The sequence below is a fragment of the Bradyrhizobium sp. UFLA06-06 genome (assembly GCF_054820065.1).
The window spans coordinates 94,711-113,448 of the sequence record NZ_JADFUD010000011.1; the positions used below are offsets into that span (position 1 = coordinate 94,711).

At 64.9% G+C, this 18,738-nt stretch carries 15 protein-coding genes; 3 read left to right on the forward strand and 12 right to left on the reverse strand.

From position 1 onward, the window contains the following. Positions 1–2 precede the first annotated feature (2 nt). The 3 genes from IF803_RS12380 to IF803_RS12390 all read right to left on the reverse strand — a co-directional run bounded on the left by IF803_RS12380 (position 3) and on the right by IF803_RS12390 (position 3,062). Entirely contained in the window at positions 3–881 is an 879-nt protein-coding gene (locus IF803_RS12380; protein WP_028340803.1) for a F0F1 ATP synthase subunit gamma, read from the reverse strand. A 91-nt stretch (positions 882–972) separates the two neighbouring features. Next, the gene (gene atpA / locus IF803_RS12385) at positions 973–2,502 is read right to left on the reverse strand and encodes a F0F1 ATP synthase subunit alpha (RefSeq protein WP_028340804.1); all 1,530 of its coding nucleotides are present in this window, start codon (positions 2,500–2,502) and stop codon (positions 973–975) included. Beyond that, on the reverse strand, positions 2,502–3,062 hold the full coding sequence (locus IF803_RS12390) for a F0F1 ATP synthase subunit delta (RefSeq protein WP_028336317.1): 561 nt from the start codon (positions 3,060–3,062) through the stop codon (positions 2,502–2,504). The genes atpA and IF803_RS12390 overlap by 1 nt, the downstream gene beginning before the upstream one ends. Before the next feature lie 630 nt (positions 3,063–3,692). On the opposite strand from IF803_RS12390, the gene IF803_RS12395 reads away from it, so the two are divergent. Further along, positions 3,693–4,184: a septal ring lytic transglycosylase RlpA family protein gene (locus IF803_RS12395; protein ID WP_461192317.1), complete on the forward strand. Its 492-nt coding sequence runs from the start codon at positions 3,693–3,695 to the stop codon at positions 4,182–4,184. A 199-nt stretch (positions 4,185–4,383) separates the two neighbouring features. On the opposite strand, the gene IF803_RS12400 is transcribed toward IF803_RS12395, so the two are convergent. Next, positions 4,384–6,594 carry a primosomal protein N' gene (locus tag IF803_RS12400; RefSeq protein WP_461192318.1) on the reverse strand — a complete coding sequence of 737 codons (2,211 nt, stop codon included), beginning with the start codon at positions 6,592–6,594 and terminating at the stop codon, positions 4,384–4,386. A 123-nt stretch (positions 6,595–6,717) separates the two neighbouring features. Between IF803_RS12400 and IF803_RS12405 the strand changes: the two genes are divergently transcribed. Both IF803_RS12405 and IF803_RS12410 read left to right on the forward strand, forming a co-directional pair. Further along, a complete protein-coding gene (locus IF803_RS12405) occupies positions 6,718–7,689 on the forward strand; it encodes a tyrosine recombinase XerC (RefSeq protein ID WP_411779138.1) in 972 nt (323 codons plus the stop codon). 147 nt (positions 7,690–7,836) lie between these two features. Continuing rightward, the gene (locus IF803_RS12410) at positions 7,837–8,427 is read left to right on the forward strand and encodes a DUF4337 domain-containing protein (protein ID WP_026192099.1); all 591 of its coding nucleotides are present in this window, start codon (positions 7,837–7,839) and stop codon (positions 8,425–8,427) included. A 141-nt stretch (positions 8,428–8,568) separates the two neighbouring features. On the opposite strand, the gene IF803_RS12415 is transcribed toward IF803_RS12410, so the two are convergent. The 8 genes from IF803_RS12415 to sucC form a co-directional block, all read right to left on the reverse strand. Next, complete coding sequence (locus tag IF803_RS12415) at positions 8,569–9,108, reverse strand: hypothetical protein (protein WP_461192319.1); 540 nt, start codon at positions 9,106–9,108, stop codon at positions 8,569–8,571. Between the two features lie 40 nt (positions 9,109–9,148). Next, positions 9,149–10,549 carry a dihydrolipoyl dehydrogenase gene (gene lpdA, locus IF803_RS12420; RefSeq protein WP_411779136.1) on the reverse strand — a complete coding sequence of 467 codons (1,401 nt, stop codon included), beginning with the start codon at positions 10,547–10,549 and terminating at the stop codon, positions 9,149–9,151. A gap of 84 nt (positions 10,550–10,633) precedes the next feature. Further along, positions 10,634–11,383 carry an SDR family oxidoreductase gene (locus IF803_RS12425; RefSeq protein ID WP_028340811.1) on the reverse strand — a complete coding sequence of 250 codons (750 nt, stop codon included), beginning with the start codon at positions 11,381–11,383 and terminating at the stop codon, positions 10,634–10,636. 67 nt (positions 11,384–11,450) lie between these two features. Then, positions 11,451–12,680 (reverse strand): 2-oxoglutarate dehydrogenase complex dihydrolipoyllysine-residue succinyltransferase, encoded by a 1,230-nt coding sequence (odhB, locus tag IF803_RS12430; protein WP_304498129.1) that lies wholly within the window; start codon positions 12,678–12,680, stop codon positions 11,451–11,453. A 165-nt stretch (positions 12,681–12,845) separates the two neighbouring features. Then, positions 12,846–15,806, reverse strand: coding sequence for a 2-oxoglutarate dehydrogenase E1 component (locus IF803_RS12435; RefSeq protein WP_028340813.1), 2,961 nt, complete (start codon positions 15,804–15,806; stop codon positions 12,846–12,848). Between the two features lie 254 nt (positions 15,807–16,060). Continuing rightward, entirely contained in the window at positions 16,061–16,942 is an 882-nt protein-coding gene (gene sucD / locus IF803_RS12440; protein ID WP_028340814.1) for a succinate--CoA ligase subunit alpha, read from the reverse strand. A gap of 38 nt (positions 16,943–16,980) precedes the next feature. Further along, positions 16,981–17,457 (reverse strand): DUF1579 family protein, encoded by a 477-nt coding sequence (locus tag IF803_RS12445; RefSeq protein ID WP_304498127.1) that lies wholly within the window; start codon positions 17,455–17,457, stop codon positions 16,981–16,983. Positions 17,458–17,459: 2 nt separating this feature from the next. Continuing rightward, the gene (gene sucC / locus IF803_RS12450; protein ID WP_028340816.1) at positions 17,460–18,656 is read right to left on the reverse strand and encodes an ADP-forming succinate--CoA ligase subunit beta; all 1,197 of its coding nucleotides are present in this window, start codon (positions 18,654–18,656) and stop codon (positions 17,460–17,462) included. Positions 18,657–18,738 lie beyond the last annotated feature (82 nt).

An 18,738-nucleotide genomic window follows, 5' to 3' on the forward strand; every position in this document is an offset into this window, starting at 1 on the left:
CCTTAGACCGCCTCAGCGCCGGAGATGATCTCGATCAGCTCCTTCGTGATCTGGGCCTGACGGGTTCTGTTGTAAATCAGGGTTTGCTTGCGAATCATCTCGCCGGCATTGCGGGTCGCGCTGTCCATCGCGCTCATCTGCGCGCCATAGAACGAGGCGTTGTTCTCGAGCAGCGCGCGGAAGATCTGCACCGCGAGGTTGCGCGGCAGCAGGCTGCCGAGGATCTGGTCCTCTTCAGGCTCGTATTCGTAGGACGTGGAGGGCGCCGCATTGGCCGCGGGTGCAGTCACCTCCAGCGGGATGATCTGCTGCGCGGTCGGGATCTGCGCGATCACCGACTGGAAGCGCGAGTAGAACAATGTGCAGACATCGAACTCGCCGGCCTCGAACCGAGCCAGCACCTTGTTGGCGATGTCCTCGGCATTGGCGAAGCCGATCTGGCGCACCGAACGCAGGTCGAGGTGCTCGACGATGCGCTTCTCGAACGTCCGCCGCAGCTGCTCGTAGCCCTTGCGGCCGACGCAGAAGAATTTGACTTCCTTGCCCTGCGCGAGCAGCGCGTTCGCCCGCTCGCGCGCCAGGCGCACGATGGCGGAATTGAACGCGCCGGACAGGCCGCGTTCGCCGGTGCAGACCAGAAGCAGGTGCACCTGATCGTTGCCGGTGCCGGCAAGCAGCGCCGGCGCGCCGGGCGTGCCGTTGGCTGCCGCGGCGATGTTGGAAATCACCGCATCCATCTTGGTGGCATAGGGCCGCGCCGCTTCGGCGGCGTTCTGCGCGCGGCGCAGCTTCGAGGCTGCGACCATCTGCATGGCCTTGGTGATCTTCTGCGTCGCCTTGGTCGAGGCGATGCGGACCCGCATGTCTTTTAGTGACGCCATTCTTCGTTCACCCCGGCGATCCGACCACAACGGTCAGATCGCAAGCCTCCGTTCGTCACGCCCGGCGGCGAGCCGGGCGACGCCCCATTCGTTATGCAAACGTCTTGGCGAAGCCCTCGACGGCCGTCTTGAGCTTGGCGGCGGTGTCGTCGGACAGATCGCGGCTGGTGCGGATCGCATCGAGGATGTCGGCGTTCTTGCCGCGCAGCAGCGACAGCAGGCCGTCCTCGAACGCCTTCACCTTGTTGAGCGGCAGCGGATCGAGATAGCCGTTGGTGCCGGCCCAGATCACGCAGACCTGCTCTTCCATCTTCAGCGGCGAGAATTGCGGCTGCTTCAGGAGCTCGGTCAGGCGCGAGCCGCGGTTGAGCAGGCGCTGGGTCGAGGCGTCAAGGTCCGAACCGAACTGCGCGAACGCCGCCATTTCGCGGTACTGCGCGAGCTCGCCCTTGATCTTGCCGGCAACCTTCTTGGTCGCCTTGGTCTGCGCCGACGAACCGACGCGCGACACCGACAGACCGACGTTCACGGCGGGACGGATGCCCTGGAAGAACAGGTCGGTTTCCAGGAAGATCTGACCGTCGGTGATCGAAATCACGTTGGTCGGAATGTAGGCCGACACGTCGTTGGCCTGGGTTTCGATGACCGGCAGCGCCGTCAGCGAGCCCAAGCCATGTTCCTTGTTGAGCTTGGCGGCGCGCTCGAGCAGGCGGGAATGCAGGTAGAACACGTCGCCCGGATAGGCTTCGCGGCCCGGCGGACGGCGCAGCAGCAGCGACATCTGGCGATAGGCGACGGCCTGCTTCGACAAGTCGTCATAGATGATCACGGCGTGCATGCCGTTGTCGCGGAAGTATTCGCCCATGGTGCAGGCGGTGAACGGCGCGATGTACTGCATCGGCGCCGGATCGGACGCGGTGGCCGCGACGATGATCGAGTATTCCAGCGCGCCCTGCTCTTCGAGCACTTTCACGAACTGCGCGACGGTGGAGCGCTTCTGGCCGATCGCGACGTAGACGCAATACAGCTTGAGGTTCTCGTCCGGCTGGGCGTTGAGCGGCTTCTGGTTCAGGATGGTATCGAGCGCGATCGCGGTCTTGCCGGTCTGACGGTCGCCGATGATCAGCTCACGCTGGCCGCGGCCGATCGGGATCAGCGCATCGATCGCCTTGAGGCCGGTGGCCATCGGCTCGTTCACCGACTTGCGCGGAATGATGCCGGGCGCCTTGACGTCGACGCGCTTGCGTTCGGTGGCCTGGATCGGACCCTTGCCGTCGATCGGGTTGCCGAGCGCGTCGACGACGCGGCCGAGCAGGCCCTTGCCGACCGGCGCGTCCACGATCGCGCGGGTGCGCTTGACGGTCTGGCCTTCCTTGATCTCGCGGTCGGCGCCGAAAATCACGATACCGACGTTGTCGGTTTCGAGGTTGAGCGCCATGCCGCGCGTACCGTTCTCGAACTCGACCATTTCACCGGCCTGAACGTTGTCGAGACCGTAGACGCGGGCGATACCGTCACCGACCGACAGCACCTGGCCAACTTCGGTGACCTCGGCTTCCTGGCCGAAATTCTTGATCTGGTCCTTGAGGATCGCAGAAATTTCTGCGGCGCGGATGTCCATCAGCCTGCCTCTTTCATCGCGTTCTTGATCGAATTGAGTTTGGTGCGAAGCGAACTATCCACCATGCGGCTGCCGAGCTTGACCACCAGGCCACCAATAATGGAGGGATCGACCTTCACGTTGAGCGCGACGTCCTTGCCCGTCACTGATTTCAGTGCGGCCTTCAGCGCGTCGAGATTCTTGTCACTGAGCTGCTCGGCGACGGTGACTTCCGCAGTCGCCTCGCCCTTGAACTTCGCCACCAGCGCGCGATAGGCGCGGATCACATCGGCAACGGCGAACAGCCGGCGATTGGCGGTGAGCACCTTGAGGAATTTGGCCGACGTGCCGGCGATGCCGGCCTTGTCGAGCACCGCGGTCAGGGCCTTCAGCTGGGCGTCGGCGGCGAACACCGGGCTGCGGACGAGGCGCTTGAGATCGGCACTCTCGTTGAGCATGGCCTCGAACTTGTCGAGGTCGGCCCGGACTTGATCGACGGATTGCTCGTCGCGCGCCAACTCGAACAGGGCCGTTGCGTAACGACCGGACACTCCCGAAACGGACGGATCTTCAGCAGCCACGAGCTCGCTCTTTTTTGCTGTCAAATTCGCAAGGGAAAAACCGTCGCCACCAAAGCAGCGCCTAGCGATCCAAGCCCTTGGAATTCAAGCGGGACTTCGATTTTCGACCGGCACAGGACGTGCCGGGACCGTTAAAATCGCGGCTTTGCTAACATAGCAATCGCGCAGGTGCAACATGACGGCATCGTGAGTGCCGCCTTGTCGCATGCGCTTTTTGGCGACCGCAGCCGGCGGCCAAATCGGGAAAATTTGGCGCGCGGAAATTCGGCGCACCGGGTGCGATTCGCGCCGCCGCGATTTTGTTCCATCGAAATTTGCATAGGCCTATGGCCGAGCGCGCAGGGAACTCCGGGCAGGCTGCGGTTTCATTTGGCGATTACTTACCGAAAACTTACCGTCGCCTCGATAATCCGTATTGGCAAGTATATTGCTCGTTAAAAATTGGTTAAATAGCAAGATTACGGAACCTCGACCGACTACCCCAAGGCGGTAACAAGATATTTCAGCACGAGATAATCCGGATTTACTGCCCAATTCGTGCCTCATTGGGAAACCAAACGGCCTTGGTCAACGAAGGGACGGGGGTTCCACTTGCCGTGTTAGCGGCAATACTGTCTGAGGGTCTTATCAATGCTGAATATCAAGAAGGCGGCGGGCAATCTAACCCGCTCGCGCACGGCGCTTGCATTTGTAGCCGCAACTATCCTGGTCGGGGGCAGCGTGACCGAGGCGTCCGCGAAGTCCAGGCACCACCATCATCGCCACCACCATCATCACCACGCCCGCGCCGAAGGCTCGTCCTGGCGCGACGCCAATGCATCGATCCAGCCGTCCGGCGGTCACTCGTTCTCGGGGATGGCCTCCTTCTACGGCAATGAGTCGGGCAGCCGCACCGCTTCCGGCCAGCGCTTCAACCAGAACGCCATGACCGCGGCCCACCGCTCGCTGCCGTTCGGCACCAAGCTCCGCGTCACCCATGGCGGCCGCAGCGTCGTCGTCACCATCAACGATCGTGGCCCGTTCATCCGCGGCCGCGTGCTCGACCTCTCCACCGGCGCAGCCCGCGCCATCGGCCTGACTGGTGCCGGCGTCGGCCGCGTCACCGCTGAGGTCGTCTCGTAAGCGCGTTCAGTAAGCGTTGCGTTGCGTAACGGCCGCGAGGCCTGCTTCGCGCCAAAAAGGCCTGCCGTCGCAAATGACGGCAGGCTTTTTCTTTTGCCACCTCTCCCTCGTCATTCCGGGGCGGAGCGAAGCGACGAACCCGGAATCTCGAGATTCCGGGTCTGGTCCTGCGGACCATCCCGGAATGACGGTGGTGAAACTACAAAAAGCTCTGCGGATCGACGTCGACCTCGAGCTTCAGATTGCCCTTGGTCTTGGGACCCGCCGCCAGCCATTCGCGCAGATATTGCGACAGGTCGACATTGCGCAGCGACTTCACCAGCAGGCGGAAGCGGTAGCGGCCCTTGATGACGGCGAGCGGCGCCTCGGCGGGGCCGAGCACCTGGACCCGCTCATCGAGCGGCGCCACCCCGGCGAGCTTGCGGGCAAAACCTTCCGCAGTCGGACGGTCGCCGGCGGAGACGATCAGGCTCGCCAGCCGGCCGAACGGCGGGTAGCCGGTGCGCTCGCGAATCTCGATCTCGCTGGCATAGAACGCCTCGCGGTCATTGGCGATCAGGGCCTTGATCACCGGATGCTCCGGCTGGTGGGTCTGCAGAAAGCCGACGCCGCGGCCCTGCTCGCGGCCGGCGCGGCCGACCACCTGGTTCAGCAGTTGGAACGTCCGCTCGGCGGCGCGCGGATCGCCATTGCTCAGGCCGAGATCGGCATCGATGACGCCGACCAGATTGAGCCGCGGGAAGTTGTGGCCCTTCGCCACCAGCTGGGTGCCGATGATGATGTCGACGCGGCCCTCGGCGATCTCGTTGAGCTCGCTTCGCATGGTCTCGATCGAGGTGATGAGATCGCTCGACAGCACCATCGTCCGGGCCTCGGGGAAGATGTGGGCGGCCTCCTCCTGCAGGCGCTCGACGCCGGGACCGACCGCGGCCAGCGATTCCTCGGCCGCGCAATGCGGGCAGATATTCGGGCGCGGCATCGAGAAGCCGCAGTGATGACAGACCAGCCGCTGCCGGAACCGGTGATCGACCAGCCACGCATCGCAGATCGTGCAGGCGAAGCGGTGGCCGCAGGCGCGGCACAGCGTCAGCGGCGCGTAACCGCGGCGGTTGAGGAACAGCAGCGCCTGCTCGCGGCGCTCGATCGCATGGCGAATTTGCTCGGCCAGCACCGGCGAAATGAAGCGGCCGCGCGGCGGCGGCGCGCGGCGCATGTCGATCGCCTCGATATGCGGCATGTGCTGACCGCCGAACCGCGACGGCAGCGCCACGCGCTGGTAGCGCCCCTTGCGCGCATTGACCTCGCTCTCGACCGACGGCGTGGCTGAGGCCAGCACGATCGGGATCCTGGCGATATGGGCGCGGACCACCGCCATGTCGCGGGCGTGATAATGCGCGCCGTCGTCCTGCTTGTAGGCCTGGTCGTGCTCCTCATCGACGATGATGAGGCCGAGATCGGCATAGGGCAGGAACAGCGCGGAGCGGGCGCCGACCACGACCGGCGCCTTGCCCTCGGCGATCGCGGCCCAGTTGCGCGCGCGCGTGCGCGGCGTCAGCTCCGAATGCCATTCCAGTGGCCGCACGCCGAAGCGCTGCGCGAAACGGTCGAGGAACTGGCCGGTCAGCGCGATCTCCGGCATCAGGATCAGCGTCTGCTTGCCGCGACGGATATTTTCGGCGATCGCCTCGAAATAGACTTCGGTCTTGCCGGAACCGGTGACGCCGTCGAGCAGCGCGACGTGAAAGCTGCCGCTCGCAGCCAGCGTCCGCATCACGTCGACGGCACTGCGCTGCTCGCGCGAAAAATCCGGCTGCGCGTAGGAGGGATCCGGAACGGGCGGCGGTGCCGGCGGCGGCATCGCCTCGACCGTGAGAGTGCCTTCGTCGACCAGGCCGTCGATCACGCCGGAACTGACGCCGGCCTCCCGCGCCGCCTCCGACTTGCCGTGCAGCAACCGGTCCGACAGCACCTCGATCACCCGCCGGCGCGCCGGCGTCAGGCGCCGCGGCGGCTCGCCGACCAGCCGCACGCCGAGCCGCGTCCGCTCCGGCCCGAGATTGTCACCCATCCGCAGCGTCATCCGCAGCACCATGCCGCGTGCCGACAAAGTGTAATTGGAGACCCAGTCGACCAGCTGGCGCAGCTCCGGCTTCAGCGGCGGGACATCGAGTTTCTCGCTGACGTCCTTGAGCCGGTTGTGCAGCCGCGGATCCGGATTGGCGTTTTCCGCCCACACCACCGCAACGACCTCGCGCGGCCCGAGCGGAACGCCGATCACGTCGCCCGGCACAAGCTCCATGCCGCGCGGAACGCGGTAGGAATAGGTCTGGTTCAGCGCGACAGGCACCAGCACGTCGACGACACGAGTCGTCGATGCGGAGGCTGGGCCGGGGCGCGTGGTATGGTCCATTGAATCAGAGCCTTGGAGTCCGAACGTTGCACCGGGCTAGCACCGCCTTGCGGTCTTAGCGATCGGTAAACGAAGGCAGTGCGATATAATCAGGAGAATCGCAGCGCCAATAGCCCTTAAGAGATGGCCCGGACCGATCAGCCCATCCCACCGCTCGAACTCGACTGCGCCGACGCATCGGTCACGCAGGAGATGACGCGCTGGCTGTCGCATCTGCGTGCCGAGCGGCGGCTGTCGCCGAAGACGCTCGAGGCCTATGCCCGCGACGTGCGCCAATGCCTCGCCTTCCTGGCCGGGCACTGGGGCGCGCGGGTGACGCTTAAGGCATTCTCCGCGCTCGAGGCAAGCGATGTGCGCGCCTTCATGGCGATGCGCCGAACCGAGGAGATCGGCGGGCGATCGCTGATGCGGGCACTGGCGGGCCTGCGCTCGTTCGGACGCTTCCTGGAACGCGAAGGCAAGGGCAAAGTCGGCGCGCTCTCGGCGATCCGCGCGCCCAAGGTGGCGAAGAGCCTGCCGAAGCCGATTCACATGGAAGCAGCGAAACGCTTTGCCGATGCCGACGAGCGCGCGGACGAGACCCGCGAGACCTGGATCCTGGTGCGTGACGCCGCCGTCATGGCGCTGCTCTATGGTTCGGGCCTGCGCATCTCCGAGGCACTGGGGCTGAAGCGCCGCGACGTGCCGAAGCCCGGCGAAGGCGACGTGCTCGTGGTGACCGGCAAGGGCAACAAGACCCGCATGGTGCCGGTGCTGCAGAACGTGCTGCAATTGATCGCGGACTATGCGGCGATCTGCCCGCATCAGCTCAGCCCCGCGGGGCCGATGTTCGTCGGCGCGCGCGGCGGCCCCTTGAGCCCGCGCATCATCCAGCTCACCATGGAACGGCTGCGCGGCGCGCTCGGCCTGCCCGACAGCGCAACGCCGCATGCGCTGCGGCACTCCTTCGCCACGCATCTGCTCAGCCGTGGCGGCGATCTGCGCGCGATCCAGGAATTGCTCGGCCACGCATCGCTGTCGACCACGCAGATCTACACCGGCATCGACAGCGAGCGCCTGCTCGAAGTCTATCGCTCCGCGCATCCGCGCGGCTGAGCACCCAGGTCTGGATTCAAAATAAAGCGCGAGCTTTGGCCCGCCGTCATGCGCCGTTCATCTTCAGACGGCTACTCCAAGCCGCCCGCCCCTTGCCTTGTGCACCGCATTCGGCAATCGTGGCGCAGTCGCATCTGGAGGGGAATCATGAGCGCACATGAAAGTATGGAGCACGCGGAGCATGCCGAGCATGCTTCGGGCGAGAACAAGAAGATCGCGCTCCTGATCGCCGTGATCGCCCTGTGCCTGGCGCTGTCGGAAACGCTCGGCAAGGGCGCCCAGACCGAATCGATCAGCAAGAATGTCGAGGCCTCCAACCTGTGGGCCTTCTTCCAGGCCAAGAGCATCCGCCGGACCGCGGTGCAGACCGCGGCCGAACAGGGCAAGCTGAACCTCGCGACCACCACCGACGAGGCGGCCAGGGCTGCGCTGCAGAAGCAGATCGACGACTGGCAGAAGACCGCGGCGCGCTACCGCTCAGAGCCGGAAACCGGCGAGGGTTCAGAGCAGCTCTCCGAACGCGCCAAGCACGCCGAGCATGAGCGCGACGAGGCCACCGCGAAATATCATCATTTCGAGCTTGCCTCTGCTGCGTTCCAGATCGCCATCGTGCTGGCATCGGCGACCATCATCACGGGCATCCTCGCGCTGGCCTGGGTGTCCGGCCTGGTGACGCTCGCCGGCATCGTGATGACGGCGCTCGGCCTGTTCCAGCCGCACTTGCTTCATCTGCATTGAGTGCAGCGCGCCGCTTTCGAACCGTCATCCTGAGGAGAGCGCCCTTGCGCGCGTCTCGAAGGATCGACGGCCACCGGCCGGGCCGTGCATCCTTCGAGACGCGCTACGCGCTCCTCAGGATGACGGAATAGAAAGTTTTGATCAAAGAGGCTTGCTGGTCTGATGCACGCTTTTGCGGAAGCGCGCGATCACGCGCAGCGTGCGGGCCGCCCAGCCCTCGCCGTCGCCACGGATCATCTCGCGAATGCGTCGCTTGGTCGGCTCGACCAGCGCGGTGGCCTTGGCCCGCAGTGCCATCACGAAATTATAGAGCGCCTCGAACCAGGGCATCTCCAGCAGTTTCGGCCGCGTCACGTCGAACAGGAAGGCCGTCACGCCGACACCGACGAACTTGGCGAACAGGATCAGCGAGACCGCACTGAACCAGTATTGGTTCGCCAGCAGCCAGAGCCCGATCAGCTTGAGCGGAAACAGCGGGATGACCGGCACGACGAAGACGATCAGCGTCATCGCCGGCGACAGCGAATCGACCCGGTCGGCAAGCCATTGCTTGAGCGCGCGGAGCGGAATCCACGCGACCACCCGCGCCACGATCGGCTCGAGGTGGTCCCATAGCCAAGCCTCGACCAGGAAGACGATCGCAAGCAGGACCCAGAACGGCTGAAGCAGGCGGCGCAGCATCGCTATGATCTCAACCCGGCTGACGCCGGACGTTCGATCATCACATATGGATGGCGCGCTTGCCCACCGCAAGCGCGGCTTCCTTGATCGCCTCCGAACGGGTCGGGTGCGCGTGGCAGGTGCGTGCCAGATCCTCGGCCGATCCGCCGAATTCCATCAGAACGCAGGCTTCATGGATCATTTCGCCGGCTTCGCGGCCGACGATGTGGACGCCAAGCACCCGATCCGTCTTCGCATCTGCGAGAATTTTCACGAAGCCATCGGTGGTCTGATTGACCTTGGACCGGCCGTTCGCCGTGAACGGGAATTTGCCGACGGTGTATGCGACGCCAGCCTGCTTGAGGTCTTCCTCGGTCTTGCCGACCGACGACACTTCCGGCGTGGTATACACAACACCTGGGATGACGTCGTAGTTCACGTGGCCGGCCTGGCCCGCGATGATCTCCGCGCAAGCAACGCCTTCGTCTTCCGCCTTGTGCGCGAGCATCGGCCCGGCCACGACGTCGCCGATCGCATAGATGCCCTTCACGTTGGTCGAGAAGTGCGCGTCGATCTCGACGCGGCCGCGATTGTCGAGCGCGACGCCGGCCTCCTTCAGCCCGAGGCCCTCGGTGTAGGGCACGCGGCCGATGCAGACGAGCGCGACGTCGGCTTCGATAGTTTCCGCAGCGCCGCCGGCGGCCGGCTCGACCTTGACCTGCAGCGTCTTGCCGGAGGTATCGACCGCGGTGACCTTGGCGCCGAGCTTGAAGACGAAGCCCTGCTTCTCGAGCATGCGCTGAAATTGCTTTGCCACCTCGCCATCCATGCCGGGCAGGATGCGGTCGAGGAATTCCACGACCATGACGTCCGCACCGAGACGCCGCCAGACCGAGCCAAGCTCGAGGCCGATCACCCCCGCGCCGATGATCAACAATTTCTCCGGCACCTTCTCCAGCGACAGCGCGCCGGTCGACGACACGATGCGCTTCTCGTCGATGTCGATGCCCTTCAGGCGGGCGATATCGGAGCCGGTGGCGATCACGATGTTCCTGGTCTCGACGGTCTCGGACTTGCCGCCGCCGGAGACCTCGACCTTGCCGGCACCGAGGATCTTGCCGGTCCCCTTGAGCACGTCGATCTTGTTCTTCTTCATCAAGAACTCGACGCCCTTGACGTTGCCGTCGATGCCCTGCTGCTTGAAATTCATCATCGAGGGCAGATCGAGCTTCGGCGCCGAGACGCTGACGCCCATCTTGGCGAAGGAGTGCGCGGCTTCCTCGAACATCTCGGAGGCGTGCAGCAGCGCCTTCGACGGCATGCAGCCGACATTGAGGCAGGTGCCGCCCAGCGTCGCGTCCTTCTCGACGACGGCGACCTTCATGCCGAGTTGCGCCGCGCGGATCGCGCAGACATATCCGCCCGGGCCGGTGCCGATGACGACGAGATCGTAAGAAGCCATGATAGAAGGTCCTGTAGCTAAGCTCTGTGACAATTACGCGGGCGCGATCGTGACGGCAGACCGCCGCCCGCTCTTGATCGTGTGCTAGCGACCGCCCGACACGTCGAGGATCGCGCTGGTGACATAGGAAGCCTCGTCCGAGATCAGCCAGACGATGGCGTTGGCGATTTCATCGGCCGTGCCGACACGCTTCATCGGCACCATATGGGCAAGCCGATGCGCGCGATCGGGCTCGCCGCCCGCGGCGTGGATGTCGGTGTCGATCAGTCCGGGCCGGATGCCGGCGACGCGGATGCCCTCATTCGCGACTTCGTAGCCGAGGCCGATCGTGAAGGAATCGATCGCGCCCTTGGAGGCGGCATAGTCGACATAGGTGTTGGGCGCGCCGAGCTTTGCCGCGACCGAGGACAGGTTGACGATGACGCCGCCCTTGCCGCCATGCCTGGTCGACATGCGCTTCACCGCCTCGCGCGCACACAGGATGCTGCCGGTGACATTCACCGCCATCATCTGCTGGATGCGCTCGGCCGACATCTCGTCGACGCGCACGCCGCTCTTGCCGACGATGCCGGCATTGTTGACGAGCGCGCCGAGCGTGCCGAAGCCGTCGGCCGCCTTGAACAGCGCCAGGATGTCCTGCTCGCTGCCGACATCGCATTTCACCGCGATCGCCTTGCCGTTTTTGGCCTCGATCGCGGCGACGACCTCGTCCGCCGCGGTCTTGTTGGATGCATAGCCGACCACGATGCGATAGCCGCGCGCGGCGGCAGCGAGCGCGGTGGCGCGGCCGATGCCGCGGCTGCCGCCGGTGATGACAACGACCTTATCCGTCACTTTGATCCCCAAATGTGAGCACCCAACAGATCGCGGCGCCCAATCGGACGCCGCGCGCGATACGACCTTAGAGGTCCAGCACCAGGCGGGCCGGATCCTCCAGGCTCTCCTTGACGCGCACCAGGAAGGTCACCGCTTCCTTGCCGTCGATGACGCGGTGGTCGTAGGACAGCGCCAGATACATCATCGGCCGCACCTCGATCTTGCCGCCGACCACCATCGGCCGCTCCTGGATCTTGTGCATGCCGAGGATGCCGGACTGCGGCGCATTCAGGATCGGCGTCGACATCAGCGAACCGTAGATGCCGCCATTGGTGATGGTGAAGGTGCCGCCCTGCATCTCGTCGATCTTGAGCTGGCCGTCACGGGCGCGGCGGCCGTAGTCGGCGATCGACTTCTCGATCTCGGCGATCGACTTGTGGTCGCAGTCGCGCACCACAGGCACCACGAGGCCGCGGTCGGTGCCGACCGCAACGCCGATGTGATAGTAGTTCTTGTAGATCAGGTCGCTGCCGTCGATTTCGGCGTTGACCGCCGGAATGTCCTTCAGCCCCTGCACCACCGCCTTGGTGAAGAAGCCCATGAAGCCGAGCTTCGAGCCGTGCTTCTTCTCGAACGTGTCCTTGTAGAGGGCCCGCAGCTTCATCACCTCGGTCATGTCGACCTCGTTGAAGGTGGTCAGCATCGCGGCGGTGTTCTGCACGTCCTTGAGGCGGCGCGCGATGGTCTGGCGCAGCCGCGTCATCTTCACGCGCTCCTCGCGCGCGGCATCGTCGGCCGGCGAGGGCGCACGAACCTGCACGGCGGCGGCCGGCTGGTTGACCGGGGTCGGCGCCGAGGCGGCCTTCTCGATCGCGGCCAGCATGTCGCCCTTGGTCACGCGGCCGTCCTTGCCCGAACCGGGTACGGTGGACGCATCGATGCCGCTTTCGGCGGACAGCTTGCGGACCGAGGGTGCCAGCGGCGCATCCGCCGGCGGCGCCTTCGGCGCGGCGGCAGCAGCCGGCGCAGCGGCCTTGGCGGGAGCAGCAGCAGCGGCGGCAGCGGGCTTGGCCGCGGCCGCGCCGTCATTGATCTGGCCGAGCAGCGCGCCGACGGCGACGGTCTCGCCGTCATTGGCGATGATCTCGCCGAGCGTGCCGGCGACCGGCGCGGGCACCTCAATCGTGACCTTGTCGGTCTCCAGCTCCACCAACGGCTCGTCCACCGCGACGGCTTCACCGGCCTTCTTGAACCAGCGGCCGATCGTGGCCTCGGTCACGGATTCGCCGAGCGTTGGAACGCGAATTTCAGTCATGGTCTTTTCCTCGATAACCTTGCGGTCGCAAAATTGGCAGTCGTGAAACTGTCCACCACCGCCCGCCAAAGCGAGCGATCCGGTACTCCGTGACGACAGCACTTCTGCTGGATGACGCGGGATACCGGATGCCCCGCTTTCGCGGGGCATGGTCAATGAAGGTCGTTAGTTCAGTGCGTCGTCGAGCAGCGCCTTGAGCTGCGCCAGATGTTTCGACATTAGGCCAGTCGCGGTTGCCGCCGATGCCGGACGGCCGGCATAGCGCGGACGCCTGTTGGGTGCGTGGATCTGGTTGAGCACCCATTCCAGATAGGGCTCGATGAAGTGCCAGGAGCCCATATTGCGCGGCTCCTCCTGGCACCAGACCACTTCGGCGTTCTTGAAGCGGCCGAGCTCCTGCACCAGCGCCTTCAGCGGCACCGGATAGAGTTGCTCGACGCGCATCAGATAGATGTCGTCGATGTCGCGCTTCTCACGCTCCTCGTAGAGATCGTAATAGACCTTGCCGGAGCACAGCACGACGCGGCGGATCTTGTCGTCCGGCACCAGCTTGATCTTCTCGTCCGGCAGCATCTGCGCGTCATCGTACAGGATGCGGTGGAACGTGGCGTTCTTGCCGAGCTCCTCGAGCTGCGACACGGCGCGCTTGTGGCGCAGCAGCGACTTCGGCGTCATCAAGATCAGCGGCTTGCGGATTTCGCGATGCAGCTGGCGCCGCAGCACGTGGAAGTAGTTCGCCGGCGTGGTCGGATTGACCACCTGCATGTTGTCTTCGGCGCACATCTGCAGGTAACGCTCGAGGCGCGCGGAGGAGTGCTCCGGTCCCTGCCCTTCGTAGCCGTGCGGCAGCAGGCAGACGAGGCCCGACATGCGCAGCCACTTGCGTTCGCCCGACGAGATGAACTGGTCGAACACCACCTGCGCGCCGTTGGCAAAGTCGCCGAACTGCGCTTCCCAGAGCGCCAGCGCGTTCGGCTCGGCCAGCGAGTAACCGTATTCGAAGCCGAGCACCGCCTCTTCCGACAGCAGCGAGTTGATGACCTCGTAGTGGCCGGTGTCTTCGCCGCCGAGATGGTTGAACGGCGTGTAGCGGCTCTCGTCCTCCTGGTCGATCAGCACCGAATGGCGCTGCGAGAAGGTGCCGCGCTCGGAATCCTGCCCGGACAGGCGCACATGATGGCCTTCCTGCAGCAGCGTGCAGAACGCCAAGGCCTCACCGGTGGCCCAGTCGATCCCGACACCGCTGTCGATCGCCTTGGCGCGATTGTCGAGGAAGCGCTGGATGGTGCGGTGGACGCGGAAGCCGTCCGGCACCCTGGTGATCTTGCGGCCGATGTCCTTGAGCACCGTAAGGTCGACGCCGGTGACGCCGCGGCGGGCGTCTTCTTCCTGGTCGGCGATCTTGAAGCCCGCCCACTTGCCGTCGAGCCAGTCGGCCTTGTTCGGCTTGTAGCCGGCGCCGGCTTCGAGCTCGGCGTCGAGCCGCGCGCGCCAGTCGGCCTTGGCCTTCTCGACCTCGCCCTCGGTCAACACGCCGTCAGCGACCAGCCGCTTGGCGTAGATCTCCAGCGTTGACGGGTGAGACGCGATCTTCTTGTACATCACCGGCTGGGTGAACGCCGGCTCGTCGCCCTCGTTGTGGCCGTGGCGCCGGTAGCAGAACATGTCGATGACGACCGGCTTGTGGAATTTTTGCCGGAATTCGATCGCGACCTTGGCCGCGAACACCACGGCCTCCGGATCGTCGCCATTCACGTGGAAGATCGGCGCATCGATCATCTTCGCCACGTCGGACGGATAGGGCGACGAACGCGAGTAGCGCGGATAGGTGGTGAAGCCGATCTGGTTGTTGACGATGAAGTGCAGCGAGCCGCCGGTGCGGTAGCCCTTCAGATCCGACAGGCTGAAGCATTCCGCCACCACGCCCTGGCCCGCGAAGGCCGCGTCGCCATGCATCAAAAGCGGCAGGACCGAGATGCGCATATCCGGCGGATCGCCGTGCTGGTCCTGCTTGGCGCGCACCTTCCCCATCACGACCGGATCGACGATTTCCAGATGCGACGGATTTGCGGTCAGCGACAGATGGATGTTGTTGCCGTCGAACTCGCGGTCCGAGGAGGCGCCGAGGTGATACTTGACGTCGCCGGAGCCTTCGACCGAATCCGGATTGGCCGAACCGCCCTTGAATTCATGAAACAGCGCACGGTGCGGCTTGCCCATCACCTGGGTCAGCACGTTGAGGCGGCCGCGATGCGGCATGCCGACCACGATCTCCTTTACGCCGAGATTGCCGCCGCGCTTGATGATCTGCTCGAGCGCCGGGATCAGCGATTCACCGCCGTCGAGGCCGAAGCGCTTGGTGCCGGTGAACTTGGTGTCGCAGAACTTCTCGAAGCCGTCCGCCTCGATCAGCTTGTTGAGGATCGCGCGGCGTCCCTCGGGCGTGAACGAGATCTCCTTGTCCGGCCCCTCGATGCGCTCCTGGATCCACGCCTTCTGGGCGGCGTTGGAGATATGCATGAACTCGACGCCGAGCGTCTGGCAGTAGGTGCGCTCGCAAATCTGCACGATCTCGCGCAGCGTGCCGTATTCGAGGCCGAGCACATGGTCGAGGAAGATCTTGCGATCGAAGTCCGCCTCGGTGAAGCCGTAGGAGCGCGGATCGAGCTCCTCGCGGTCGCGCGGCGCCTCGATGCCGAGCGGATCGAGCTTGGCGTGGAAATGGCCGCGCATGCGGTAGGCGCGGATCAGCATCAGCGCGCGAACCGAATCGCGGGTGGCCTGATGGACGTCGGCATCGGACAGCTCGGCGCCCTTGGCCTGCGCCCTGGCCGCGAGCTTGGTGCCGACCGCCTTCTCGACCTGGGCCCAGTTGCCGTCGAGCGCGGAGGTCAGCTCGTCGCGCGGCGTCACCGGCCAGTTGTCGCGGCCCCACGAGGCGCCCTCGGCGTTCTTCTGGACGTCGGCCGGGGCGTCCTTCAGGCTTTTGAAGAAATCCTGCCATTCGGCGTCGACCGACGACGGGTCCTGCTCGTAGCGGGCGTAGAGGTCGTCGATGTAGGCGGCGTTGGTGCCCTGCAGGAATGATGAGAGTGCAAAAGCGGCGTTCGCGTCTTGGCGAGACATGGGCAGTCCTGGTGATTTTTTCGGTTCGCGCGTAGGAGACGGCGCTGATGCCGGTCTGGAAGTGCGCCGGCTGGATTGATACCCTTTACCCTATCTAGGACAGATATTCCTGCCTAAAAGAACTAAGAAATGAACTTGTTTTCATTTTTTAGTGATCGGTATTCTGGCGACAAAACGCAATAAAAAAGCGGGTTCCCCAAGGAGAACCCGCCCGAAACACGCCAAATCTGGAAGGGAACTTCGCCGGACGGCGGTTACTTCAGCATCTCCGCGAGCGTGTGCCCGAGGCGCGCCGGCGACGGCGACACCCTGATGCCGGCGGCTTCCATCGCCGCGGTCTTGGAACCGGCGTCGCCCTTGCCGCCCGAGATGATCGCGCCGGCATGGCCCATGCGGCGGCCGGGAGGTGCGGTGACACCGGCAATAAAGCCGACCATCGGTTTCTTGCGGCCGCGCTTGGCCTCGTCCTTGAGGAACTGGGCGGCGTCTTCCTCGGCCGAGCCGCCGATCTCGCCGATCATCACGATCGACTTGGTCTTCTCGTCGGCCAGGAACATCTCCAGCATGTCGATGAACTCGGTGCCCTTGACCGGGTCGCCGCCGATGCCGACCGCGGTGGTCTGGCCGAGGCCCTCCTGGGTGGTCTGGAACACTGCCTCATAGGTCAGGGTGCCGGAGCGGGAGACGATGCCGACCGAGCCGGGCTTGAAGATGTTGGCCGGCATGATGCCGATCTTGCATTCGCCGGCGGTCATCACGCCGGGGCAGTTCGGCCCGATCAGCCGCGACTTCGAGCCCGACAGCGAGCGCTTCACGCGCACCATGTCGAGCACCGGGATGCCCTCGGTGATGCAGACGATCAGCGGGATCTCCGCGTCGATCGCCTCGCAGATCGCGTCCGCCGCGCCCGGCGGCGGGACATAGACCACGCTGGCGTCGGCGCCGGTCTTCTCGCGCGCTTCGGCGACGGTGTCGAACACCGGCAGGTTGAGATGCGTCGAGCCGCCTTTGCCCGGCGCCACGCCGCCGACCATCTTGGTGCCGTAAGCGATCGCCGCTTCCGAATGGAACGTGCCGTTCTTGCCGGTGAAGCCCTGGCAGATGACCTTGGTGTTCTTGTCGATCAGAATGGACATGGTTCGAGATGCTTTCGCGAGACGATCGGTGAAGGGTTTCAGTGAACACGCCGGTACACGCCGGTGAGCACGTCGGCCCACCCTTCCGCATCAGGCGAGAACTGGATTTTCATGTTGTAGGTGTTGTCGTCGACGACCTCGTAGACGTGACGGGCATTGCCGCGCAGCGAGCCGCGCACCAGGATCAGCGACTTGCCCGCCCAGCCACCGGACGCCGGCGACGGCGGGTAGTAGCCGAGCGAGTCGTGCCAGAACAACTTGTAGGCCCGATCGTCGCGGTCGTAGGTGAACACGCCGTGGGTGGCGAAGCTCTCCTTGCCGTCGCGGGTCTGCACGCTGTCCTGGATCAGGTAGAAGCCGTTGAGCGCGATGCGCGCAACGACATGCGAGGTGGCCGGACCGCCGGCGGTCCAGCGCGACGGATAGACCATCTCTTCGCCGCTCCACTCGCCCGCAAACGCCGCGAGCTTGCGGTGTTCGTCCAGCGGTGTCGGAGCGTCGAGATGATCGGCCATCGTTAGCCTCCCTTGACGGCTTTCACGATCTTCTGTGCAGCGTCATCGAGGTTGTCGGCGGGCAGGACGTTGAGGCCACTCTCGCGGATGATCTTCTTGCCCTGCTCGACATTGGTGCCTTCAAGGCGCACCACTAGCGGCACCTTGAGGCCGACCTGCTTCACCGCGGCGACCACGCCCTCGGCGATCACGTCGCACTTCATGATGCCGCCGAAGATGTTGACCAGGATGCCCTTCACGTTCGGATCGGCGGTGATGATCTTGAACGCGGCCGCGACCTTCTCCACGCTGGCGCCGCCGCCGACGTCGAGGAAGTTCGCCGGCTCCATGCCGTACAGCTTGATGATGTCCATGGTCGCCATGGCGAGGCCGGCGCCGTTGACCATGCAGCCGATCGTGCCGTCGAGCGCGACGTAGTTGAGGTCGTATTTCGACGCCTCGATCTCCTTGGCGTCTTCCTCGGTCTCGTCGCGCAGCGCGACCACGTCCGGATGACGATAGAGCGCGTTGCTGTCGAACGACACCTTGGCGTCGAGCACGCGCAGCTGGCCCTGCTTGGTGACGACGAGCGGATTGATCTCGAGCATCGCCATGTCCTTGGCGGCGAAGGCGGCATAGAGCTGGCCGGTCAGCTTCTCGGCCTGCTTGGCGAGATCGCCGGTCAGCTTCAGCGCCTTGGCAACCGTGCGGCCGTGATGCGGCATGATGCCGGTCGCGGGATCGACCGAGAACGAGACGATCTTTTCCGGGGTCGAATGCGCGACCTCTTCGATATTCACGCCGCCTTCGGTCGACACCACGAAGGAGATTTCGGAGGTCTCGCGATTGACCAGGATCGAGAGGTAGAACTCCTTGTCGATGTCGGAGCCTTCCTCGATGTAGAGGCGGTTGACCTGCTTGCCGTGCGGACCGGTCTGCACCGTGACCAGCGTCGCGCCGAGCATCTGCTTGGCGAATTCGCCGACCTCGGCGGCCGACTTGGCGATGCGGACGCCGCCCTTGTCGCCGGCCGATGCTTCCTTGAACTTGCCCTTGCCGCGGCCGCCGGCATGGATCTGGCTCTTCACCACCCAGATCGGGCCGGGCAGCTGCTTGGCCGCGGCGTCGGCCTCTTCCGGCTTCAGCACCGGCACGCCGCGCGAGATCGGCACGCCGAATTCATGCAGCAAAGCCTTGGCCTGGTATTCGTGGATATTCATGGAAAGACGCTCCCAAACCCTCGTGCGGCGACCTTTTACGTCAGCCTTGAGACTGGCATACCATATACCAAAGCTCGCGCAA